Here is a 23,251-nt window from a genome sequence, read left to right on the forward strand (position 1 = left end):
CCTCTCCTTCCAGTACATAAAAAGACGCTTCCATTGTACATTCTGGAGAGAAAAGAGAAAAAGATTATTCTTTAAAAACGGGTAATTTTTCGAGATAAATTACATCTTTCCCATCGTAGCCACCCTCTTCGAGTAATACAGCCACCTTAGCCACAACTGTGCAATTGACATGAGAGAGAAGGTTTTCAAGTGCCTTTAATGATCCGCCAGTAGAAACAACATCGTCTACAATGCAAACTTTTTTATTTTCAAGTTTCGCTGCATCAAGTCCATCAAGAACGATAACCTGTGGTTCCCTAGTGGTTATAGACTGTACTTTCTCAATAACAGGATTCTCCATATATCCCTTAACTGACTTGCGGACAATAACATAATTTATACCTAAACGTCTGGCTATAGCATGAGTTAAAGGAATACCCTTTGCCTCGGGACAAACAAGGTAATCTACGCCTTCCGGCAATTTTCGATACAAGTCTTCAGCTGTTCGTTCTATAAGTTCAGTATCGCCAAGCATAACAAAAGAAGCAATAACAAGATCATCTGCAACACGTACTTTTTTTAAATTTCTGGTCAAGCCAGAAAGATGTAATTCGTAAATGTCTTTCACTTTATCATCACACTCCGAAGAAAAATTTGATCGCTAATCCTGCAAGCAAGCCGAAGAAGGGGTTCCAACGGGCAGAGACAAGGGTTGTCGCTGCAATGACCATACCCCATGGGCCAAAGCCAAAAGGCCCAGCAAATTCAGGTGCAGAAACAATAGCTCCCTGGATATTTGTTGCAAAAGTAACGAAAGTTCCAAGAATAAAAAGGAAACCGGCAATGGAAGAACGGTGCACATATCGTCCAATGACAGGAAGAAGTTTGAGAAGCAGAATCAACGCCATAAGAGCCATCATAATAACGGAGGCAAGAATGGGATTGGGGGCTGTTGCCGTTCCGGAAATAATAGCCTCTACAGGTCCACCGCCAAAAAGAGACGAGCCCATATCCGCCAAGCTGGAGTAAATAGCAAGGTGATCAATGTTGGTGTTAACTCCCGCAATATTGCCCGTAATTTTTCCAAAACTGATATTAGCTCCTATGTTGAGACAGGCAAGGGCAAGTCCACCAACTAGGATTCGAGGGTGTTTCCAAATTTGCCACTCGATATTTCCAAAATGGAAGCGTTCACGTGAAAGGTCGACCTTTACCTCTTCAAGGGCTACTTTTTTGCTGACTCGAAGATAGTTATATATAGCTGTGGAAACAAGAACTGAAATAATAATCGTCCAGGCCAGGTCTTTCGTTATAAGCCAAACGGCAAAGCCTGATATCATTGACGCTGTTCCGGACCAACGCTCAGAGTTCAGAAGTTCAACAGCGACATAGGCCAACATAATGCCGACACCGGCCATCATAGATGAAACGATGGTGGGGCCAATAAATTGCACAATGGCTTCATTCAAACCCAGAACTGAAGGAATTATAAGAAAGGCTGCACCCCAGAAAACGAGGCTTAAACGTTCTTTAACGTTACGTCCCATAGTTCCAGCCAGGGTAATCGTCTCTGCCTGAAAGGAAATTGTTGCGACAGAATTAAATGTAAGGGAACCTGCAATACCTATGATAAAAGCGATTGCCGTAGGAAAAGCGGCAAAACCAAAACTTAAAGCGAGTAATCCTTGAGGAATTCCGTTTACTACAACAGCTAGAGCTGTAAGAATATTGGTAAGCATAATGATCACGTTCTCCTTGTATAAGAGTTCAACTTCCGGGGGACCCCGAACGCAAACATTTTTACCCAAAAAGTGTTTTTTGTAAAGGTATAAAGGCAATATTCAGCTTTTCCCCTATTTATTGTTTAAGATATAATAGTGTTATGATTTTAAAAATTAGTAGCACGAAAAAGGAGGCAAAGCATGACTCTACCGACCATAACATCCGAAAATCTTGAACAGATTATCTCCTTTCACGGACACTGGTGTCCTGGTCTGGCTATCGGAATACGAGCTGCCCAGATTGCCCTTTCTCAAATTGGGCACAGTTCTGACGAAGAGATGGTCGCTTTGTGTGAAACTGATATGTGCGGAATAGACGCCGTCCAATTCCTTACGGGATGTACTCTGGGGAAAGGGAATCTTATTGTCCGACCATATGGGAAGATGGCCTTTTCTTTTTACAGAAGGAAAGATGGAAAAGCGATTCGTCTCGTTTTAAAAAAAGATTCCGGAAAGGGAACAGGCAGCTCCGACTATCGGGAACTTCAAAAAAAAGTCAACATGAACACTATTACAGAAGAAGAACGTCTTCACTTTGAAGAACTTAGAAAAGAACGATGTAACGCGATCATGACAATGCCCATCGACGAACTTTTCGAAATAAAAGAAGTACGAGAACCTGTTCCTGCTCACGCTCCAATGACAGGAAGTCTTACATGTGCTCTTTGCGGAGAAAGCGTTATGGAAACAAAGGCACGATTTTTTCAAGGAAATAGCTACTGCCTTCCCTGTTTCGAAAAAATCGTACCTCGTCCATAATCACCATGCAGGGATAATAACTGGAGTTCCATGAATAAATTCAATATCCACGTCAATATCGTAAATATCGGCAATAACAGAGGGAGAAATTTCTTTTTTACCTAAAACGTAGCGAATTTCTCCCTTTTTCATAAAAATAAAGCGATCTCCATATCTCAAAGCCATTGTAAGATCATGAATTGACATCACTGCCGAAAGACCATGTCCTTGAATTATATGCTTTAAGGTTTCCATAATTTCAATCTGATTTCGTACATCAAGACTGCTGATGGGCTCGTCAAGCAATAAAATCTGGGGCTCTTGCACCAAAGCCCTGGCAATCGTTACCTTTTGCAGTTCTCCACCGCTCATTTCATCAAGATAGCGAAGAGCGAGGTCATCAAGACCGAGAGTGTGAATAATTGCATCAACCTTTTTGATGTCACTCTCTGCAAGACGCCACCCAACGTACGGCCGACGGCCAAGGAGAATAGCATCAAAAGCCGTCAGACGAACTTTTTCGCAACTTTGAGGAACATATCCAATACGCCTGGCAATGTCTCGTCCCGACATATGAAGCATATTTTTCTTTTCTAAATGAATAGTTCCTTTTTGAGGTCGATTAATACCATTTAAACAACGAAGAAGCGTTGTTTTTCCAGATCCGTTAGGTCCAAGGATCATTACCATCTCCTGTCTTCCTACAGACAACGATATATCTTTTAAAATAAGATGTTGCCCATAAGCAAAATGGAGATCCTCAACCGAAAGAATCATGAACGGCCCCTCCTCAGAACAAGCCAGATAAAAAGAGGAGCTCCCAAGAAAGACGTCAGCACAGAAACAGGAAGGATACGAGGAGCGAGAATAAGCCTTGCAGCCGTATCAGCTCCCAAAAGAAGAAGGGCACCGAAAATAGCAGTTCCTGGAATAAGAAATCGATGGTCATCACCGATAATCAATCGAACCATATGTGGACATACGAGACCGACGAAACCTATAACACCTACGAAGGCAACTATTACGGCCGAGACAAGGGAAGCACAGAGCATTCCCATAAGACGAATTCGCTGCACCTGAACTCCCAGCCCCAATGCGGCCTCTTCCCCTGCATCAATAGCGTTGTAATCCCATCGATGAATAAAGAAATAAATGAGCACTATACCGATAAAAAGGCTCATAATCCGGAGTTCTTTCCATCCTGCCCTGGCCACATCTCCAAAGGTCCAAAAAACCATAGCCGCCAGCTGGGCATCATCAGCAAAATACTGCAATAACATTGTAGCTGCCGTAAAAAGCGAGGCAAGGGCCACTCCTGTCAAAGCCATTGATTCAGGTGAAGCTCCCCTCATTCTTGAAAGCAAAATAATAATTCCCGTAGCTATCAAGCTCGATAAAAAAGCGGCTCCAGTAGCAGCGAAGGGGCTAAAAATAGCAATAGCATCTGCTTGACTACTATGCATTTTCCCTGCCCCAAGAACCATAACAGAAAGTGCTGCTCCAAAAGCCGCTGCATTTGAAATACCTAAGGTAAAGGGAGATCCCAAAGGATTTCGCAAAATAGATTGCATTACGACACCAGCAACAGAAAGGGCCGCACCTGCAACAAGAGCAGCTAATGTCTGTGGAAGACGGACGTTCCAAATAATCAATCGCCACTTGCTCATTTCTCCTCTTCCTGTGAGTGTAGCAAGAACATCCATCGGAGGAATACGAACGGCCCCTAACGAAATTGACATAACCACCGTTACCGCCAGTAAGACAAGCCCCATACCAAGCCATAACCTTTTTTTAACCTGATATTCTTTATAGACTGGTGAAAGTGTTCCTTCTTCCAAATGCACGATTTGTCCCTACTTTAACGGAATTTTTTTGAATGCCATGTGGCTAAAGAGAGCGTTTATCTCTTCAAAAACACCTTTTCCTACAAGAAATGTATATATTTCATCAGCCTTTTGTGCTGGATCAATATCTTCAAAATGGTCAGGATAAAGAATCTTTCCTACAAAATATGCATCAGCAAGTATGGAACCGAAATTTTGAGTGTACCAATTATATGGAAGAACGCCGTACACATTTCCGCTCTTTACAGCCCGAAGCTCTTTGTAGACGGGGTCATTTTTTAATTCCCACACTGCATTTGTCTGCTCACCGCCGTTCAGAGTAGAGAGATCAACGAAAATGATATCGGGGTCCCATTCAAGAAGCTTTTCTCGCGCAATATCGGCGTGAGTATTTTTATTGGAAACACCGTGATCTGGAGAAGCTACATGGCGTGCTTTGGTAAAGATAAAAGGAGGATAGGCCAATTCTGTCGACCTAAATCCATGAGCACCCCGAGAAGCAACTCCACCGACATAACATGTTTTCCGTTCGGAATCGGCAATATTTTGTGTTCTTTGCTCCAGGTCAGCAATACTCTTTTCAAAATATTCAATAATCGCTTCAGCCCGATCGGCACGATCTACAATTTTGCCCATAATACGTAAAGAAGCATAGAGGTCTTCACGCAAATGTGCCAGATTACCATAATTTAGTCCAACAACGGGAATACCCGTCTTTTCTTGTAAAACCCGAGCCGGAATGCCAGCATCAGGATAGGTTTTAAAGATTACCTCAGGCAAGGGACTTAAACCAAGAATAAGTTCGGGATGGGCATTACCTCGAAACTCTCCCATAAGAGGCATATCTCTAAATTGAGGATTAGCTAAAGCGTAAGGGCGCGGTCCGAAATCTTTTCTTTTTTCATTATCTTCCACAGCAACTACGAGATCTTGCGCCTGCAAATATGTAAGAAGTCTGAGACATCCAGAACCAGAACAGACAACATGTTGAATTGAACTCGGAACCTCAATTTGCTGCCCGGTTCCGTCAGTAATAATCTGCAATGTGTCACTTTTTTCGGAAGCCATTCCTTGGAGAGGGAAAATTACTATACAAAAGAGAAGCATACTACACAACGTCTTGCGCCACTTCATAAATAACACCCCTTCTTCATAAAAAAGCTAAATGATAGCACGAACTTTGTAAATCGTAGCACATATAGGGTGAAAGAGCAAAATCATCTCTGGGGTGTTATTTCCCCTTTTCAATGCAACCTGCTAATGGTTATTCAAAGAAAGCAGAACAGTATCGGCAATCATCTTGGCAGCCTGAGGAGAGGCTAATTTCCGTGTCTCACAGCGCAACTCAAAAAGACGATTATGAGCTGTATGTAACTCCCTCACATGATGCACAACATCAGCAGCTGACCTCGCCCAAATTCCCGCTCCACACGATTCGATATACCGGGCATTATTTATTTCCTGCTTCGGAATAGGATTAATCATGAGCATGGGAACGCCGACGCAAAAAGCTTCACTCACGGTAAGACCTCCCGGCTTAGTAATCATAAGGTCGGCTTCCTTCATATAATGATCCAGATTATTGACAAACCCAAGAAGTTTGCAATGAAGCCTTTCTGGAATCTGTCGGCGTTTCAACTGATCAATAAGATCTTCATTTCGACCAGCAACGAGGGTAAGAGAAAGATGCAATCCCGTTTCAATCAATCCTTCAACAATATCCAAAACGATAGAATTAGGCACACTGCTTGCAACAAACAGAAGGGAAAATGGCGTTTGCGGTAATTTTTTACCAGTAAAAGTATTAAAGCAATCTGCGTATTTCTTCATTACGGGAATACCGGAAATTATAATTTTATTTTCAGGAATTCCGGCCCCTATAAGCTCTTTTTTTACAATATCTCCTCCGACAAAATATGTATCAACACCTTCATTCACCCACATTCTATGAAGGCCATAATCTGTCACCACTCCATAAATTTTCCCATCATACATACCTTGTTCTCTCATATAAGAAAGTACCGTGAGAGGAAAAAAGTGCGTACCCACACAAACATCGGGTTGATTTTCTGTAAGATAACGCATGAATTTCTTAACGTTTTCCATATTGATTTTCTCAAGTAACCGAAGAACGGCACTCTCTTCCCGATCCTGATCGGTTAATTCATACATGACTTTACAAGCGATATGGGCGTGTTCACTCACAAAAGCATAAACATCGCTATATGACCATTTAAAAAGATCACTTGAAAAATCAAGTAAATCCATAACTACATTTGGCACCTTCCGACTATCAAGTTCTTCTTGAATAGCCCTAGCCGCCGTTCTGTGTCCACTGCCGGCCGATACATAAACCAGATGAACCGGTCTCACAGTTTTCAACCTCCTTGTTTAATACAACCTCTTAGTGAATAAAAATAACTTTTGTGTATTATTATATCGTTTCTCTACAACGTGTTTTCTGTAAAAACACTGGTTTTAATAGTGAGGAGTTGAGTACATATGCTTGAAAAATTAGAAGGATCACACGGTTGTTTCGTTTGTGATACAAGCGGCACAAACCCTCGTTCGCTAATGCTTGAAATTTATTGGGATGAAGAAAGACATAATACCGTTATTTCCTTTACCCCCGATATTTCTCATTGCGGGTATGAGGGGGTTGTGCATGGTGGAATAATTGCCTCGATTTTCGATGACTCTATGGCATGGGCTATAAAAAAAGAAATTGGGAGCTGGGCGGTGACTGCCACGTTCGAAATACGATATAAAATGCCAGTGAAAGTAGGTGAGACCTATACTTTTCAAGGGAAAATAGAGACAGCACGAGGAAAAAAGATATGCACATCTGCGCTGGTCAAAGATTGCGATGAAAAGATATTGGCAACAGCATCTGCCTTGTTTATATTAAAAATCTAACGACTGAGCACAATATTTCTTAATCGTCTTTGTCCCTCTTCTGAAAGTTCTAACGAGGAAAGCTCTTTATCAAATGTTTCAATAGTTCCATATCCACCAAGGTAGCCATTGACTCTCGAGACAGCGGTTGACTTAAGAAATTCCTCAAGAGAGGAATAACGATGCTCATATTCACGAAAAAGCTCTCGGTTGAGCCTGAGCCAGTATTTCTGATGATATGCTTCAGCTAAATAAAAAGTTTGTAAGGGAAGAATCTGCGTTTTGACAGATCGTCCTGTTTCTTTTTCTATTCTCTCTTTCCAAGCTAAGGCAGCCTTTTGTTGTTTCTCGTTCGCATAAAAAATAGCAGACATATATTGTCTTGAAAAAAACATGCGTGTGGGATCGTGTCCTTGGGAAAACACATCAAGCAAATGTTCATACGAAATTTGTTCAGGATCATACTCGACCTGAATACTTTCTGTATGATCTCCAATATTGTGATATGTAGGATTCAATGTCGTTCCACCGGTATATCCCACGCGTGTACTTACGACACCTGGAAGGATCCCAAACTGGGCATCTGGCCCCCAAAATCACCCTAAAGCAAAAACAGCCCAAGCCAATACATTCAAGACTCCCATTTTATCGGCCTCCTTTATAGCTACCTAGGCCTACCCCCCATCCCTATTTTCACTATAATACACTAAATAAACTATATTTTGTTAATCTCTGCGCCAAGCACAACACTATTAATTTTTGGCATTGCATTTATTCCTTTAGAAGTGTAATATGACAAAATTGCAAAAAGTAGCAGAGAAAGGGGCCATCAAATTGTAGGTTTATGGTCAGGCATTTTCAAACTTAATTTTTTCATGAAAGGTGGTAAACAAAGTGGAGATATCGACAAAAAAGAAATGGTATGAACGCATTCCTCATCCCTACATCCTTCTCTTCTTTATCGTTGTTTTAGCTGGCATTATGACATATCTTGTGCCTGCCGGTGAATTTGAAAGAACTAAAATTGCCGGACGTATGGCCGTTGTTCCTGGAACATTTCATTATATTGCTCAATCACCAGTCAGCTTCTTCGATCTTTTTAAAGCAATACCCCTCGGGATGATCGCTTCATCGAGCATTATCTTTATTACCTTTATATCAGGAGCCCTTTTCAATGTTCTCGAATCTACAGGCGCTCTTGAAAACGGTGTTGGTGTTACGGTTAAAAAACTTGGAGCAGAGAGCTACAAGAAACTTATCTGGATTGTTACTCTTATTTTCGGCTTTTTGGGTGCAACAGTAGGTTTTGAAAATAATATCGCTCTTGTTCCTATCGCTGTTTTCGTAGCTATTGCTCTTGGCGGTGACTTGATGGTCGGCGCTGGTATGGCTGTTGCTGGAATAGGCATGGGGTTTGCTACATCCCCAATCAACCCTTATACAATTGGTACATCAGACATGATCGCCCAGCTTCCCATGTTCTCTGGCGCCGGTTTGCGATCTCTTTTCTGTTTTACAGCTGTAGCTATTACTGCTCATCACACTTGTCGCTACATGGCTCGTATTCTCGACGATCCAAGTCAAAGCCTTGTCGCCGATATTAGTACTGAAGGCCTTCGACTTACTCATCCTATTGAAGAGTATCACTTGAAAAAGTCGGATAAATTAGTGCTTACAAGCTTCCTTATCGGCCTTGGCATTATACTCTACGGCGTTTTTAAATGGAAATGGTACATCAATGAAATGTCAGCTATCTTTATAATGATTGCCATAGCAGCTGGTCTTTTCGCAAAAATGTCTCCTAGCGATATTATTAATAAGATGATTCAGGGAGCAGGGAATATAGCAGGAGGAGCGCTCGTCATAGGTGTAGCGCGAGGAATTCAGGTGCTTCTTGATATGGGACACGTCAGTGACACGATCGTTAATGCACTTGCTTCCCCATTACAGCATCTTCCTACAATTCTTTCAGCTATCCTCATGACACTTGTTCATAGCGTAATCAACTTCTTCATTCCTTCTGGAAGTGGTCAGGCTATGGCGACAATGCCTATTATGATTCCTCTCAGCGATCTCATTGGTATGACTCGTCAGACAGCTATTATGGCCTTCCAGGTTGGAGATGGAATTATGAATCTTATTTTCCCAACAGTCGGTGGTCTCCTTGCTATGCTTGCATTAGCTCGGGTTCCTTTTGATAGATGGTTCCGATTCTGCTTCCCTCTCATTATCAAAATCTTGTTGGCAAGCTGGATATTCTTGACCATTGCTGTTCTCATTAATTGGGGGCCAGCGTAAAGAAATGAAAGAAAAATTGATATATCGGGCCAAGGAAATAGAAAAAAATATTATTGAATGGCGTCGTCACCTTCACGCCTGGCCTGAACTTTCCTTCAAAGAGGAAGAGACAAGTAAGTATATTGCTTCTTTACTCACGTCTATGGGATATGAGCATATTCACATTGGCACTGCCGGTAGACCCACCGGAGTCGTAGCTGAACTTAACAGTGATCATTCCGGACTCTGTGTTGCACTGCGAGCTGACATAGACGCGTTGCCTATAACTGAAAAGACAGGGCTCTCCTTCGCTTCAAAAAACGAAGGCGTTATGCATGCCTGCGGTCATGATGCACATATAGCTATCCTTTTAGGAGCTGCTCAGCTACTTTCCGAAATTCGAGAAGAACTTCCTGGTAAAGTAAAGCTCATCTTTCAGCCTTCAGAAGAATCGGCCGATTACATTCAAGGAGCACGAGCCGTTATTGATGAACATGCTTTAGACGGAGTAGACGCAATTTTCGGTTTACATGTATGGCAACCTACCCCCAGCGGCGTTCTTGCATGGAAGGAAGGTTCTATTATGGCCTGTTCCGATCGTTGGAAACTAACCATACGAGGAAAAGGCGGACACGGGGCTTCTCCTCATCAAACAAATGACCCTACGATTGCAGCTGCTCATTTTATCGCAATGGCCCAGTCATTTGTAAGCAGAGAACTGGATCCTCTTAAAACAGCCGTTGTTTCTGTCGGAGAAATGAAAGCCGGGAATGCCTTTAATGTCATTCCAGATTATGTATCTCTTATAGGAACAGCTCGAGCCTTCGAACCTGAAGTCAGAGAAGCCATGGCTGGTAGTCTTGAACGAGTAGCAGAACATTGTTGCGCCGCGTTACGCTGCAAAGCAGAATTCATATATGAGAGGAATCTGCCTCCAACAGTTAACGATCCTGAGATGACACGTTTTGGGGTAAAGGCTGCTACGCTGGTTTTCGGAGAAAAGAATGTGATGGAAACTCAACCTACCATGGGGGGAGAGGACTTTAGCTACTATCTGGACAAAGTTCCGGGAGCGTTTTTCTTTCTCGGTATTGGGAATAAAGAAAAAGGCTTTACGTACCCTCATCATCATCCTCGTTTTATGGTAGATGAAGATGTTCTTTCCGCAGGATCTGCTTTTGAAGCCATTCTGGCATTCAATTATCTCAATTCCTGTTCGAAAAAGTTATAAAAAATAGAGGAACGAAGCTCCTTATTCAATTTAAAAGCGTCGTTCCTCTATTCATATTTTGCTCTTTGAACACAAGCAACCCCGCCAATAGCCAATGCTCCTCCAACAAGAGAAAGAACGGAAGGATTTTCTCCTAACCAAAACCATCCTAAGGAAATTGCTATGACAGGCGAAAGATAAAGCAAGCTTGCAACCCTGGAAGCAGGAAATTTGCATAAATCATAGGCCCATAATACATAGGCAATAGCTGTTGGGAAAATTCCTAAATACAAAACTGCACATGAAGAAGAGATTGAAGCAGAAATAACACTCTCAAACAAGTTTCCACTAAACGGAAGCATCATCAATGCTCCAAACCATATAACATATGTAGTTAAAGGAAGGGCTCCGTATTTGGAAAGAAGTTTTTTCTGATATATGAAATAAAAGCTTTCTGAAAAAGCAGCAAAGAGTATCCAGAGAGCACCAAATGAGAAAGAAATACCTCCCCCAATATTGAAAGCAAGAATTCCAGCTCCTAAAAAACTGATGGAAATACCTACCCAACCCTTTCCCCTCATCTTTTCCCTTACAATAAAAAAAGAAAGAATGGCTGTAAATACAGGTGCAGTGGCATTTAATAGGCTTATTGTCCCTGCAGTAACAGTCTTTGCTCCTGTATTGAGAGGAAGATGATAGAGCACCACACCCGTCAGTGAAAAGAATAAAATCATCGGCAGGTCTCGTATTTCAGGAAGACCGAATTTCTTTATCTTAGAGTAAATAACAAGTAACAGCGAGGCAATAATAAAGCGTAATGTTGCTATCTCCATGGGAGTATATCCAGAAAGAGCATATCGTATACTAGGAAAGGCTGATCCCCAGAAGAGAATTGGTAATGCTAAAGCAATAAAGGCCAAGAAATTCTGCTTCTTCACAGACAAAACTCCTCTACTTATAAAAAATAAAAGGAACTCTTTTTATCAACAATTGAAAATGTTGATAAAAAGAGTTCCTCTCAGATTGCTATGATATTAGCTTTATAATCTCATCAATTGACAGATTTGCTACTCCAAGGGATTCGGGAGTCGTTCCCTTTTCAATATAATCCGTGCCATGAAGGAAAGAAGTCATACGGATAGCTAGATCTGAAACAGGAGTTTCCATTCCAGCTTTATTTGCAAAAAGGCTTATTGGAACCAAGACGCCAGGAACATCTTCAGTTAAATATCTTCCTTTTACATTTTGGCCTACCAAATCTCTATAAGGTGTATCTTCACTATTTACATACTCGTAAATAGATTGGGAATCATTTTGACCGTAATACATCTTCAACTGAGAAAGGCACGTTTGTAAGTTAAGACCTAACTTTGCACCAATAGCCATTCGTTCATCATCTAGCTCTTTCATTTTTTCAGAGATAGATGGGGTTATTCCGTCCATATAATGTCTGTAAGTCTTACCATTTTTTTCAATTTCCCCATAATTGAAAAGAACTGGAAATGGGTGAAGTGTATAGTTTATGTTATCAAAATCTATTTCAAGAAGGTTTTGGGCCGGAAGATATTCTACATATCCCTTGAATACATCATTCATTACATCAAGCATTTCGGCATTCATAGATTGAGGAGAAGTTCCCATTTTCATTTGAAACTTTTTTTTGTAAACCATGACCGTATTATATGTATCAATTCTGCAGGCATATGGCATTGAAGCTGTCTCTGAGATAGATATTTTCTTTTCGACTCCAGCTTCTTTCATCATTTTTTTAAGACGCAAACCACTAAAGTTGCCAGGAACAACAATCACATTCTGACCATCTTCAAGATAAGGAATCATCTTTCTAAAAATAGGCTCATGGGCAAAAGATGGAACAATAACAAGGATATAATCGGCACCATCCATAGCCTCTTTGATATCCATGGTTACTCCTGCCAACTTGCCACCTACCTGTATATCACCTTCAAGGAACATCTCTTTTTCTTCTCTCAATTTGAGATAGTCTTCTGTTGCTTCAAGGGGTTCCCACATGACGACAGGATACCCTTTGGCTGCTATTTGAGCACACCACGCTCTGGCGCCGTTGCCACTTCCAAGAATAGTAAATTTCATTTGGATTTCCCCCTATAATGAATTTAAAAAATTATCCTAATTTCATAACATCCTATATTTGATCAGTTTCAAAAAAAGAAGAAGCTTCATTACCTTATTCTTGTCGCAGTTACAGTAGGAATCTGTGCCCGACCTACTGTAACTGCGTATATCAGAACTTACTGTATTATCGAGTCAACTACTTCCTGGGCCCACTCTTCTCCAAGATCTTTCATTATTTCGGGCCAGGCTTCAGCCTGAACTTTTTCAGCTATGACAGAAAGTTCTTCATCTGTAGGACGAACAATCTTAATGCCATAATCTTCAAGTTTTTTCTCGTTAGCAGCCTGATCTTTTTCTGCCTGAATAGCTCTCTTTGCTTCAAACTCAGCGGCAGCATCACGAACAACCTTTTTATCCTCATCGTTAAGCTTGCTGAAAAGCTCCATATTCATGTAAAGGTACCATTGCTCAAAATGAGTGTTCATAGGCAAATAATACTTAATAACATCTCTAAAGTTTGCATAGTATCCTTCCGCACCTGAACCAATAACACCATCCACAATGCCTGTCTGAATAGCTGTAAAAGCTTCAGAGAAAGGAATAGGAGTAGCTTGATACCCCTGAACATTGGCAAGAAGCTGGAATGATTTCAACGGCGGGACACGAACTTTTATCCCCTTTTTAACGTTAGGATCACCAGGTGAAACTGGATCTGCTTTTAAAGCTATACCGCCAAAATAAACCGGATAGGCAGCAAGATATTGAATATCCTGTTTTGCAAAGAGCTCTGCAGCTACATTCATAAGAGGACTTCCTGTTGCGTAATTTTTCTTTGCGCCTTCCCAGTTCTTTACAAGGTAGGGAAGATTAAGAATCTGAATTCTCTTGTCTGCGGCTACTCCAGGTGGCTGACAAGCCATCTCTATAGCGCCAACTCCTACGCGCTCGTGTACAACGGTATAGTCACCAAGCTGGCTAGCCGGATAGATTTCAATTTTTATACGCCCATTGGAATCTTCGAAAACCTTATCAGCAAACCAATGAAGGTCATTATCAATAGCCGTCCCCTGGGGACGTACGTGAGATAATTTCCAGACATACTTGGGTTTGTTCGCTGCAACACTTGCTGTCGCCATTGCAAAAATCATTGCAAAAATGGTCAAAGACATTACAAGTTTCTTCACTGCATATCGCCTCCTCCAAATTTTTTGCTCTCTCGTTTTCATTTTTTGAAAACGTTACGGCCCTTTCATAAATTCTTACCTGCGTTCCCCACAATTCACGAAATTCAAAACTTCCTGAGCTCCCAAGCCTTGTAATCCGAGGCAAGAGAAATTTCGACCAGTCTCTAAATAATCTTCATCTGTTAAAGATGAAAGAAGTGTGATAACACTATCGATAATGGGTGTTTCAACGCCTGCAGCACGTGCAAAACTTACAACAGGTACCAAAAGATTTGGAACATCTTCTGTAATATACCGATGCCTTACCTGTTTGGGAGCGTCTGCTCCGTGCCCCGCATAAATGGGGTTTTTCGAAAGAAGTTCATGCATGGAATTGCCCTGCACAGGATACGTTTTTTTAACCCATTCTGTAGCTCTTTCAAGATTCATGCCATAAGCCTTACCAACGGCAACTCTTTCCGAATCCATAAGTTCTTGAAGTTTGCCTACAGTGGGAGTAACGCCATCACAATAAAATCTGAAATCTCCCTGAGTCGACTCAATCCTGCCTATATTGAGAAGAACAGCTGCACAATGAACAATCATATTAAGATTTGAAAAAGCTATAGGAAGTACATTCTCCATTGTCCAAAGAGGAATAGGGAAAACATCACGTATCTCCTGCACAAGAGTTTCTGTTTTTTTACCAGGCAAAGCTGCAATAGAAAGCCCCTCTTTTAACCCCCAAACCTGAACCTTTCCAGGCTCAACCATCCTGCAGGCATATGGCAATGTATCAGTCTCCGCAAGGGTTACATCAGAAGTGACGCCTTCATCTTTTAAGAGCTTAAAAGCCTCAAGAGATCCAAAGTTCCCAGGGATAAAAACAACTTTCATCCCATCTGCAAGAAAAGGAAGAACTTCTTTCATAATTGGAATTTGGCCAAATGAAGGAACAACAATATATACGATTTCAGCTCCCTCTAAAACTTTGCCCATATCAGAAGAGGCTAACCGCAACTTTCCAAAACCTTCAATAGCTCCTGTTAATTGAATGCCTCCCGCTTTTTGAATGGGAATAAGTTTGTCAACAAATGATGGATGCTCATAAAGACTTACTTTATTACCCATCATAGCTAAGTGAGCACTTAAAGTTTGCCCCCCGTTACCTGCTCCTAAAACTGCGATTGATCTGTGCATTTGATTTTTAGCCTCCATTCTAATGAACGAATCCTAATAGCGTAGGAAGAAACATTGATAGATCAGGCCAAAACGATGTAAGGAAAACGACTGGAACATACCCTAAAAGTAACAACACCATCGCTGGTTTTATAATATCCATGAACTCAACATTACCTATTCTCATTCCCAAATACAGGATGCTCGCATAAGGAGGGGTAACGCCACCCATAGCAAGGTTTACTCCCATGATGGCAGCAAATTGTATGGGGTTGATCCCAATGCTCTGTGCCAAAGGCAGAAGAAGTGGTGCAACCAAAATAATCCCTGTTATATCGTTTACGATCATTCCTACAAAGAAAAGGAGAATATTTATGAGTATGAGAAGAATAACTTTGTTCTGTGTAACACCAAAGAGAAGTTCTACAAGGGCCTGAGGAACTCGCATCATGACAAAGGTCTGGCTCAACATGAGGCAGAAGAAAATCATTATCATAATGGCACCAACGGCCGTCGCAGAATTCCACGCAATCTTGAAGAAATTATTTTTATTAAGTCCTTTATAGATGAAAAAACCTACTGGGATAGAGTAAACAACAGCAACTCCAGCTGCTTCTGTAGGAGTCATTATTCCGCCATAAATTCCACCCAATATAATGAAAGGCATCATGAGAGCTGGCAAAGCCATCCACGTGCGACTTTTAATCTGTTTAAGTTTCTCCTGAGTAGAAAGTTTGGGTTCAATTTTAAGGTCAAACTTTTTCGCCCAAATGACATTGATAAAAGAGAAAAGAAAGGTTACGAGCAGGCCTGGTCCTATCGTAGCAAGGAAACAAGCAAGAATAGACGTTTCTGTAACCCATCCATACACAATCATGACAACACTTGGAGGGATAAGAAGACCAAGAATGGATGAATTTGTAACGAGAGCTGTAGCATATCCCCGAGGATATCCTTCCTGCTCCATTCTCGGAATAAGGATCGGGCCAACTGCGGCAACTCCGGTAAATCCACTTCCAGATATAGCACCTATAATCGCACAGCTCACAGAAGCTACAACACCAAGCCCACCACGTTTTCTCCCGACAAAGACATTTACAAAATCAAGCAGATATTTAGCTATTCCACTCTCACTCATAAGCGTTCCTGCTAATATAAATAAAGGCACACAGAGTAATACCGGGTTCGTTATTTGCCCCAATCCCCACAACATCATGCCCTTCATATTCACTCCGCCTATTAGTGCCATGTACATAAGACTTCCACCAAAACAGAAAGGAAGAGAGACACCTAATGTCAATAAAACGACAAGAACTACCAGCGCTCCAATTGCTACACTCATCATGTTAAATTTCTCCTCCCTCTACTTCAGCTTCAAGAAGATCCTGGCCGCCGCCATTTTTAAAGATATTAAAGTTATGGAAAATTTCGATAGCCGTATAGAACGTCATGACGATCATTCCAATGAAAACAGCAGCTTCCGAATAGATCAGGGGGATATACAACGTAGCGCTTACCTTCTGCATTCTGAGAGAATATTTGAGGAAATCGTATGCCCAATAGTTGAGCCACAAAATAATGACAAAAGATAATACTGATGCCAACATTCTGATGAAGAAGATCGTCTTTTCTTTTTTAACAAAGACTTCAAGAACTCTAGCTACAATCTGTGTTCTCTCACTTGAAGCGTTGATCGCGCCAATAAAATAGAGCCAGACTGTGGGGAAAAGAAGTATTTCCTCTATTCCCATGAGAGGAGCCTTAAAAACGTATCGCAAAAGTACCTGCGCAAAAACCAGAGCCGTTACAATCATCATCAAGATAAATAGTAAGAGATGCTGAATTGACTCTAATTTTCCAAGTAAGCCTGAGCCGTTATTGCTTCCTAACAAAATTACCCCCTCCTTATTTATTAAGAAATATCCCCATTTATTTGTGCAGAAAATAACAATGTACTATCTTCATGTTATCCTAATGTAGGATGATTGGAATAGTTGACATAATAGTATCAGCTCTGAAAAGTGTCAATATCACAAACTTTGGATAATGTATACTTATGTTATTTTAATACGATTATTCTGATCTAGAAGATGGGATATTCATATCTTGATATTTTCACATCTTTATGTTTTAGTTTTCACTTCCTAATGATATATTTATGACAATACATCTTCGAGAGGTGTGACTTCAGTGATAAAACCAGCAAGCAGAACAACTCTTTACCAAGAGGTCCTCAAACAAATGGTAGCGGCCATAAAAGAGGGCATATGGGTGGCAGGGGAGAAAATTCCTAGCGAAATGGAACTGGCAGAACTGTTTCAGGTTGGAAGAAATAGTATAAGGGAAGCAACAAAAGCTTTAGCCATCTTTGGCATTGTAGAGTCAAAACCTGGGCAAGGGACATTTGTTTCTCCAGACGCATTGCGAAAGATAAGCAATAACGAACTCATGAACTATATCTCTGACGATTCTTCATGGAAGGAGCTCATGCAAGTTCGGCTTTTGCTTGAGGTGCAAGCTGCCTATTGGGCTGCTGAAAATGCTACCGATGAAGATATTCAAAAGCTTTATACGATTATGGATTTAAGTACAGATGGGGGAACAAACGTTCGCCCCAGAGATCTAGATCACTTAAAGTATCATAGTGATTTCCATGAAGCTATTGCTGAAATAGGTGGAAATAGTCTTGTTTTGAAGTTACTACGATCTATTCGAAATGAAATAGACACGCAACGGCATAAATATCTTGATATAACAGAAGAAGACTGGAATAGAATGATGGAAGAACATAGGCAAATTGTGGAATATATACGAAACCATGAACCTCAAAAAGCAAGTCAGGCCATGCGTGAACACTTACTTAAAGGTTTATATAACGTAATACGCAATGAAGAGGAAGAAGATAAAGAATAGTTCAATATGCACAATACATGCCATTTTTTATAATTCATTTTTGTTGATACCCCCAACCCATCTTGTCTGTGCCTTTGGTTGACAGCTTTTTATTCTTTCACTATAATCTTTATTCGACTGGCACTTTAGCGTGATGAATTATCATCGAGAAAAATAATTATTTCGTTGAGGGGGTATAAGGATGAAGAAGTTAAGTGCTCTTTTTTTATGTTGTCTCTTCATAGTTTTAGGTGCAAGTGGCTTACTTGCCGCTGAGAAAAAAACCTATATTGTGGGAATTGATGGGGATTACTATCCCTACTCTTTTGTCGGACAAGACGGTAAGCCTACCGGTTTTGATGTGGAATCTATTGAGTGGATCGCTAATGAGATGGGGTTCGAAGTAAAAGTTCAACCTATGGCGTGGGATGGAATTATCCCTGCTCTTCTTGCAAAAAAAATTGATATGGTTTATTCAGGCATGACAGCCTCCCCCGAACGTAGAGAAGTCGTTACATTCAGCAAAGTCTACTGGATTATCAACCAGGCTGTCTGTGTCCAAAATAAATCTGATATCCACATGGGAAATCTTTTTGATGGCAAACATACCATTGGTACTCAGCGCGGTTGTACTGCTGCCATGTGGCTTGAAGACAACCTTGTAAAGACTGGAATTATTCCGAAAGAAAACCTTAAACTTTATGACAATTTCCCTCTGGCAGCCAAAGATCTCGAAAATGGTCGAATCGACGCAGCTATGATGGATGATGTTATCGTTGCCAAGGCTGTGGAAGGTAAGTCTCTCAAGGTTATTGGAACAATCTCCACTGGAGAGGAATATGCTGTTGCAATGCGAAAAGAAGACAAAGATCTTCAGGCTCTCATCAATGAGGGACTCGATAAGTTGATGACTTCCCCAAAATGGAACGAGCTTAAAGTAAAATATAAAATGTTTTAATCCGCTTTACCTCTGTTCATCATTATTTGAGCTAAAAGGGGAATGTCTTTCATTCCCCTTTTTTATGTTACGATTTAGATAAGGGAGAATTTTAAAAAGGGAGAATTTTAAAAATGGAAAGTATTACCGTAGTCATTGAATCCTTACCCTATTTGCTTCAAGGAACTCTCGTTACGTTACGAATAGTTGCCCTGGCCTTGGCTCTAGGACTCTGCATGGGGCTTCCTTTAGCTGTTGCCCAAGTTTATGGTTCTCTCTTTTTACAGAAAATCGTAAAGGGATATGTATGGATTTTTCGCGGTCTCCCTAATCTTGTTCTTCTCTTCTTATTTTTCTTCGGCATTTTCCCCTCTCTCGGAATAGACGCTTCCGCGTTCTTTACAGCTGTCGTTGTTTTGGGACTGCGAAGTGCTGCTTATCAATCGCAGATATTCAGAGGAAGCATCCTCTCTCTCGGAGAGGGACAAATGTTAGCTGCCCGTTCATTGGGGATGAGCAAAATACAGGCTGTTACATGGATTATTTTGCCCCAGGCCATTCGCTTAGCCCTGCCTGGTTGGTCAAATGAATATCCCATTCTACTGACTGATTCTTCTGTAACATACGCTATAGGCGTTCTTGAAATTTTGACACGGGCAAACCTTGTTGTCTCTCGAACATATCAGCCCATGCCTATATTTTTAACATGTGCCATTATATTTATTCTTCTTAATTATGGCGGAATGCGGCTGCTTCACTTTGTAGAAAATAAATTAAGAATTCCCGGATATGGAAATGGAGAATAATCATGATGAGTGATAAAACAGAAAATGTTATTTTACGTGTAGAAAATATCCATAAAACATACGGTGGAATAGAAGTGTTGAAAGGCATTTCTTTCTCTGTCAAAAAAGGAGAAACAAAGGTTTTTATCGGTCCTTCAGGTACTGGTAAAAGTACTTTGCTACGCTGTATCAATCAGCTCACGATTCCTGATTCTGGACAAATCTGGCTCCACGGGGAAGAAGTCACTCATTCAAAAAAGAACATTAATCTTTTTCGCCAAAAAATGGGAATGGTCTTCCAAAACTTTTATCTTTTCGACCATCTCACAGCACTTCGTAATGTAGAGATAGCCCTTATAAAGGTCAAAGGAATGGATAAAAAAAGTGCACGGAAAAAGGCTATGCAGGAACTTGAGCGTGTCGGAATGGCTGCTTTTACTGACCACTATCCCTCCCAGCTTTCTGGTGGGCAAGCTCAGAGGGTTTCTATAGCAAGGGCATTAGCTATGGATCCTGACGTTATGCTGTTTGACGAACCAACATCAGCGCTAGACCCCGAACTTATCGGCGAAGTGCTTGAAGTTATGCGTGATCTTGCAAAAGCTGGCATGACGATGCTCGTTGTTACCCATGAAATGGGCTTTGCCTGTTCCGTAGCAAATGAAATTATGTTTATGGAAGAAGGAAAAATCTTAGAAAGCGGATCGCCAGAAACGTTACTTAATACACCTCAATACGAACGAACTCGTCAATTTTTACGGAAATTGATGGATTTATACGGAGAGCTGGGGAAAAGTAATGAATAATCTGCTTTTTATTCAACAGGATGTGTTGCCAGCCTTACTAGAAGGGCTCGTAATGACCGTAAAGCTTATAATCGCCTCAATCCCCTTTGGATTAGCTACAGGAACATGTGTAGCTCTTGGACGTATTTACGGCAATAAGCCTATATCATTTCTCTGTAAGCTCTACGTTATTTTTTTTAAGGGAACTCCCCTCTTAATACTTCTTTTTATGCTCTATTTCGGCCTTCCATCCTTTGGTATTGCTTTAAGTCCTTTTGCTGCGTCTGTTTTGGGCTTTGTCCTCTGCAACGGAGCATATAACTCCGAATATATCCGAGGAGCTATTCAATCTGTTAAAGGCGGACAACTTATTGCGGCCCAGGCACTAGGCATGACTCGTCGACAGGCAATATGGAATATCATTTTGCCACAAGCGCTTAGACGGGCCATTCCAGGCTGTTCAAATGAAATGATTTACCTTATAAAATACTCTTCGTTAGCCTATATGCTTACTTACATTGAACTTACAGGCGCCGGAAAGATCGTAGCTGCCAGATCATTTAGATATACCCTTGTCTTCACCGTTGTTGGCATCATGTATCTCATAATGGTCTCTTTCGCAAGCTGGCTCCTCTCTCTTTTAGAAAAAAAGCTATATATACCAGGCTGGAGTCAGCATCGTTAATGCATTCTTGAAGCAAAAGAGCAAACTGGATAAAAACATGTTGTGCAACTTCGGCATAGTCCTCCTACGCCCCAACGGCGTATCTCTTTCTGAGTAGGAACAACTCCCGCAAACAGACGATCAAGAATGAGGTCTAAAGATGTGTGATGACAAGCGACAACACATGCCGGAGCACCGATAATATATGATTCATTTGTTCTGGCCAACATTAGGTTCGATCCTGGCAGTACGGGTATTCCTCGGAAAATGACATCATCGGCAATGTTGACAATTGCCTCTGGAGTTCGATCTTCAACATCAATACTCATTCCGCCAGTACAAATAATAATAGACGTCTCTTCTGCTAAAAAGCTGCGCACGGCTTTTGTTATTTCATCTTTTGAATCTCCCACTACAGAGTGCCCCGTAAAAGAAGCCCCATAAAACTGAATTTTCTTCCTTAATTGAGGTTCAAAAGCATCTTGCACAAGACCTTCAGCAATTTCTCTACCTGTAGTTACAAGGGCAACAGAATATGGTCTGAAGGGTAACACAGAGACAGGAGTCGCTAGTTTTTCTACTCGAGCAACCTGATCTTCCTTAACAATAAGAGGAGCAATTCTGAAGGAAGCCACACGCTCGCCTTTTTCTACAGAAATATTTGGTGGTAATGTAGCAAGAACCCAGTCGGTATCTTCATTAATGGCATGTACAACCTCTTCATCAAAGGAAAGCAACCCCCTGTGAGTTGCAAAAAGAGAACATTTTCCCTCACTTGGTCCCTCTAACGTCAGTCCAGATCCTTGTAGGCATCTTGCAAGGCGAAGAGACGCATCATCTTCATGAACCTCTCCTTCTTCAAGCAAGAGAACTGCCAGTTCCTCCCGCCCCATTGATCGAAGAATTGGAACATCTTCTTTTCTTATCTGGTGTCCCCGACAAAAACGAGCCCCCTTAAAACCATTTACCACATCCACTTGCGTAACATCATGAGATAAATGAAGCCCAACTGATTCAGAAACAGGAACTGTATGTACCTTCATGGGGTTCCTCCTCTACATTTTCAGCAATTCCTCATATACTCTCTCATAAACAGGAAGGGAAATTCCTTCATCTTGCGCCAAACGGACTACCGCTCCGACAAAAGTTTCCAATTCTGTAGAGCGACCTTTTGAAGCATCAAGTTCCATGGAAGAACGTGTATGAGGCGGAAAGGATTCTGCCTGAGCCAGAGCTTTGGCTACTGCATCATCGGGAAGGGCAACATTCCTTTTCTTTGCAAGATAATATATTTCCTTCATAAGATCGACAACCAGGTCACGACTTGTCTTCGCAGAAAGCACCGTTCCAAAATTCTCTGCTTTAAGAGTTGTAACAATCGCCATAGGACTCATAAAAATAAACTTTGTCCAAACTGCCCGATCTATGTCTTTGACCAATTCAAATAAAATGCCGGCGTTTTTCATCATATTTTCAAAAGGTAAATGCTTTTCAATGTCTCTATCTAATGGGCCTACTACCATTTTGCAGCTGCCCCCAACTTGCCTGATCACACCAGGGGATTCGATATATGCAGAAATGTAAACACATCCATTAAAGGGAATGCCCGTGAGTTTTTCTTTCTGAAGAATATCTACATTGTCTACACCATTCCCAAGTGGAATCAAAAGTGTTTTATCATGACACAAGGGATATACACTCTTTGCCAGAGAGGGCAAATCGTAGCCTTTGACAGCGAAAAAAATGACATCCACGAGACCTATCTCTTGAGGGCAATCCGAAATAATGTGAGGATGAGCGATAAAAGATTCATGAGGCGTTGTCACTTTTAGCCCTTTTTTCTGAATACTTTCCATATGCTCTCCCCGACATAAAAAGCAAATCTCGTGCTCCGATGACGCTGAGTAAGCAGCAGCAAGACGTCCTCCGAAATATCCTCCTACTCCGCCTAGTCCGGCAATACAGATACGCATAGAGAGACACTCCCTTCATTAATTTGCCTTTTTCATTCTATTATATTCGACATTA

At 41.2% G+C, this 23,251-nt stretch carries 23 protein-coding genes and 1 pseudogene; 9 read left to right on the forward strand and 15 right to left on the reverse strand.

Annotation, left to right across the window (positions count from 1 at the left end):
* Nucleotides 1-64 precede the first annotated feature (64 nt).
* Together VB083_RS06745 and VB083_RS06750 are read right to left on the reverse strand one after the other, a co-directional pair.
* Nucleotides 65-607, reverse strand: a complete 543-nt coding sequence (locus tag VB083_RS06745) for a phosphoribosyltransferase family protein (RefSeq protein WP_213692197.1) — start codon at nucleotides 605-607, stop codon at nucleotides 65-67.
* A gap of 7 nt (nucleotides 608-614) precedes the next feature.
* The gene (locus tag VB083_RS06750; RefSeq protein ID WP_213692198.1) at nucleotides 615-1,718 is read right to left on the reverse strand and encodes an NCS2 family permease; all 1,104 of its coding nucleotides are present in this window, start codon (nucleotides 1,716-1,718) and stop codon (nucleotides 615-617) included.
* 183 nt (nucleotides 1,719-1,901) lie between these two features.
* On the opposite strand from VB083_RS06750, the gene VB083_RS06755 reads away from it, so the two are divergent.
* Nucleotides 1,902-2,519: an FmdE family protein gene (locus tag VB083_RS06755; RefSeq protein ID WP_307879623.1), complete on the forward strand. Its 618-nt coding sequence runs from the start codon at nucleotides 1,902-1,904 to the stop codon at nucleotides 2,517-2,519.
* Here the strand turns inward: VB083_RS06755 and VB083_RS06760 are convergent, their stop codons facing one another.
* The 4 genes from VB083_RS06760 to VB083_RS06775 all read right to left on the reverse strand — a co-directional run bounded on the left by VB083_RS06760 (nucleotide 2,520) and on the right by VB083_RS06775 (nucleotide 6,715).
* Nucleotides 2,520-3,275 carry an ABC transporter ATP-binding protein gene (locus VB083_RS06760; RefSeq protein WP_213692200.1) on the reverse strand — a complete coding sequence of 252 codons (756 nt, stop codon included), beginning with the start codon at nucleotides 3,273-3,275 and terminating at the stop codon, nucleotides 2,520-2,522.
* Nucleotides 3,272-4,342, reverse strand: coding sequence for a FecCD family ABC transporter permease (locus VB083_RS06765; protein ID WP_307879625.1), 1,071 nt, complete (start codon nucleotides 4,340-4,342; stop codon nucleotides 3,272-3,274). The genes VB083_RS06760 and VB083_RS06765 overlap by 4 nt, the downstream gene beginning before the upstream one ends.
* A gap of 9 nt (nucleotides 4,343-4,351) precedes the next feature.
* Nucleotides 4,352-5,476 (reverse strand): iron ABC transporter substrate-binding protein, encoded by a 1,125-nt coding sequence (locus tag VB083_RS06770; RefSeq protein WP_213699449.1) that lies wholly within the window; start codon nucleotides 5,474-5,476, stop codon nucleotides 4,352-4,354.
* A gap of 123 nt (nucleotides 5,477-5,599) precedes the next feature.
* On the reverse strand, nucleotides 5,600-6,715 hold the full coding sequence (locus tag VB083_RS06775; protein WP_213692203.1) for an MGDG synthase family glycosyltransferase: 1,116 nt from the start codon (nucleotides 6,713-6,715) through the stop codon (nucleotides 5,600-5,602).
* Nucleotides 6,716-6,844: 129 nt separating this feature from the next.
* Here VB083_RS06775 and VB083_RS06780 point away from each other — a divergent pair, with 129 nt between their 5' ends.
* Nucleotides 6,845-7,258, forward strand: a complete 414-nt coding sequence (locus tag VB083_RS06780) for a PaaI family thioesterase (RefSeq protein WP_323401889.1) — start codon at nucleotides 6,845-6,847, stop codon at nucleotides 7,256-7,258.
* Here VB083_RS06780 and VB083_RS06785 read toward each other — a convergent pair.
* A pseudogene (locus tag VB083_RS06785) lies at nucleotides 7,255-7,821 on the reverse strand (peptide-methionine (S)-S-oxide reductase); the annotation flags it as partial. The gene VB083_RS06780 and the pseudogene VB083_RS06785 overlap by 4 nt on opposite strands.
* Nucleotides 7,822-8,131: 310 nt before the next feature.
* On the opposite strand from VB083_RS06785, the gene VB083_RS06790 reads away from it, so the two are divergent.
* Nucleotides 8,132-9,535: a YfcC family protein gene (locus VB083_RS06790; protein WP_307879627.1), complete on the forward strand. Its 1,404-nt coding sequence runs from the start codon at nucleotides 8,132-8,134 to the stop codon at nucleotides 9,533-9,535.
* Nucleotides 9,536-9,539: 4 nt separating this feature from the next.
* Nucleotides 9,540-10,745, forward strand: a complete 1,206-nt coding sequence (locus VB083_RS06795) for a M20 metallopeptidase family protein (protein WP_213692205.1) — start codon at nucleotides 9,540-9,542, stop codon at nucleotides 10,743-10,745.
* A 47-nt stretch (nucleotides 10,746-10,792) separates the two neighbouring features.
* On the opposite strand, the gene VB083_RS06800 is transcribed toward VB083_RS06795, so the two are convergent.
* The 6 genes from VB083_RS06800 to VB083_RS06825 form a co-directional block, all read right to left on the reverse strand.
* The gene (locus VB083_RS06800; RefSeq protein WP_323401890.1) at nucleotides 10,793-11,662 is read right to left on the reverse strand and encodes a DMT family transporter; all 870 of its coding nucleotides are present in this window, start codon (nucleotides 11,660-11,662) and stop codon (nucleotides 10,793-10,795) included.
* An 88-nt stretch (nucleotides 11,663-11,750) separates the two neighbouring features.
* Nucleotides 11,751-12,836, reverse strand: a complete 1,086-nt coding sequence (locus VB083_RS06805; protein WP_213692206.1) for an NAD/NADP-dependent octopine/nopaline dehydrogenase family protein — start codon at nucleotides 12,834-12,836, stop codon at nucleotides 11,751-11,753.
* A 158-nt stretch (nucleotides 12,837-12,994) separates the two neighbouring features.
* Entirely contained in the window at nucleotides 12,995-14,002 is a 1,008-nt protein-coding gene (gene dctP / locus VB083_RS06810; protein WP_307879629.1) for a TRAP transporter substrate-binding protein DctP, read from the reverse strand.
* Nucleotides 14,003-14,077: 75 nt separating this feature from the next.
* Nucleotides 14,078-15,181 carry an NAD/NADP octopine/nopaline dehydrogenase family protein gene (locus VB083_RS06815; protein ID WP_323401891.1) on the reverse strand — a complete coding sequence of 368 codons (1,104 nt, stop codon included), beginning with the start codon at nucleotides 15,179-15,181 and terminating at the stop codon, nucleotides 14,078-14,080.
* Between the two features lie 19 nt (nucleotides 15,182-15,200).
* Entirely contained in the window at nucleotides 15,201-16,505 is a 1,305-nt protein-coding gene (locus VB083_RS06820; protein ID WP_307879631.1) for a TRAP transporter large permease, read from the reverse strand.
* A 1-nt stretch (nucleotide 16,506) separates the two neighbouring features.
* Nucleotides 16,507-17,052: a TRAP transporter small permease gene (locus VB083_RS06825; protein ID WP_213692208.1), complete on the reverse strand. Its 546-nt coding sequence runs from the start codon at nucleotides 17,050-17,052 to the stop codon at nucleotides 16,507-16,509.
* Nucleotides 17,053-17,350: 298 nt separating this feature from the next.
* On the opposite strand from VB083_RS06825, the gene VB083_RS06830 reads away from it, so the two are divergent.
* From VB083_RS06830 to VB083_RS06850, 5 genes are all read left to right on the forward strand, one after another.
* Nucleotides 17,351-18,073 carry a FadR/GntR family transcriptional regulator gene (locus VB083_RS06830; protein WP_213692209.1) on the forward strand — a complete coding sequence of 241 codons (723 nt, stop codon included), beginning with the start codon at nucleotides 17,351-17,353 and terminating at the stop codon, nucleotides 18,071-18,073.
* A 181-nt stretch (nucleotides 18,074-18,254) separates the two neighbouring features.
* Complete coding sequence (locus tag VB083_RS06835) at nucleotides 18,255-19,010, forward strand: transporter substrate-binding domain-containing protein (protein ID WP_213692210.1); 756 nt, start codon at nucleotides 18,255-18,257, stop codon at nucleotides 19,008-19,010.
* A gap of 113 nt (nucleotides 19,011-19,123) precedes the next feature.
* Complete coding sequence (locus VB083_RS06840; protein WP_323401892.1) at nucleotides 19,124-19,795, forward strand: amino acid ABC transporter permease; 672 nt, start codon at nucleotides 19,124-19,126, stop codon at nucleotides 19,793-19,795.
* Between the two features lie 5 nt (nucleotides 19,796-19,800).
* A complete protein-coding gene (locus VB083_RS06845) occupies nucleotides 19,801-20,580 on the forward strand; it encodes an amino acid ABC transporter ATP-binding protein (protein ID WP_416242167.1) in 780 nt (259 codons plus the stop codon).
* Nucleotides 20,573-21,244: an amino acid ABC transporter permease gene (locus tag VB083_RS06850; protein WP_213701666.1), complete on the forward strand. Its 672-nt coding sequence runs from the start codon at nucleotides 20,573-20,575 to the stop codon at nucleotides 21,242-21,244. The genes VB083_RS06845 and VB083_RS06850 overlap by 8 nt, the downstream gene beginning before the upstream one ends.
* Here VB083_RS06850 and VB083_RS06855 read toward each other — a convergent pair.
* Both VB083_RS06855 and VB083_RS06860 read right to left on the reverse strand, forming a co-directional pair.
* Nucleotides 21,241-22,266, reverse strand: a complete 1,026-nt coding sequence (locus tag VB083_RS06855) for a molybdopterin-binding protein (protein WP_323401894.1) — start codon at nucleotides 22,264-22,266, stop codon at nucleotides 21,241-21,243. The two genes, VB083_RS06850 and VB083_RS06855, sit on opposite strands and share 4 nt — an antisense overlap.
* Nucleotides 22,267-22,278: 12 nt before the next feature.
* Nucleotides 22,279-23,196, reverse strand: a complete 918-nt coding sequence (locus VB083_RS06860; protein ID WP_323401895.1) for a 2-dehydropantoate 2-reductase — start codon at nucleotides 23,194-23,196, stop codon at nucleotides 22,279-22,281.
* Between the last annotated feature and the right edge of the window lie 55 nt (nucleotides 23,197-23,251).

Origin of the sequence: Aminobacterium sp. (genome assembly GCF_034926885.1) — a bacterium.
GTDB lineage: Bacteria > Synergistota > Synergistia > Synergistales > Aminobacteriaceae > Aminobacterium.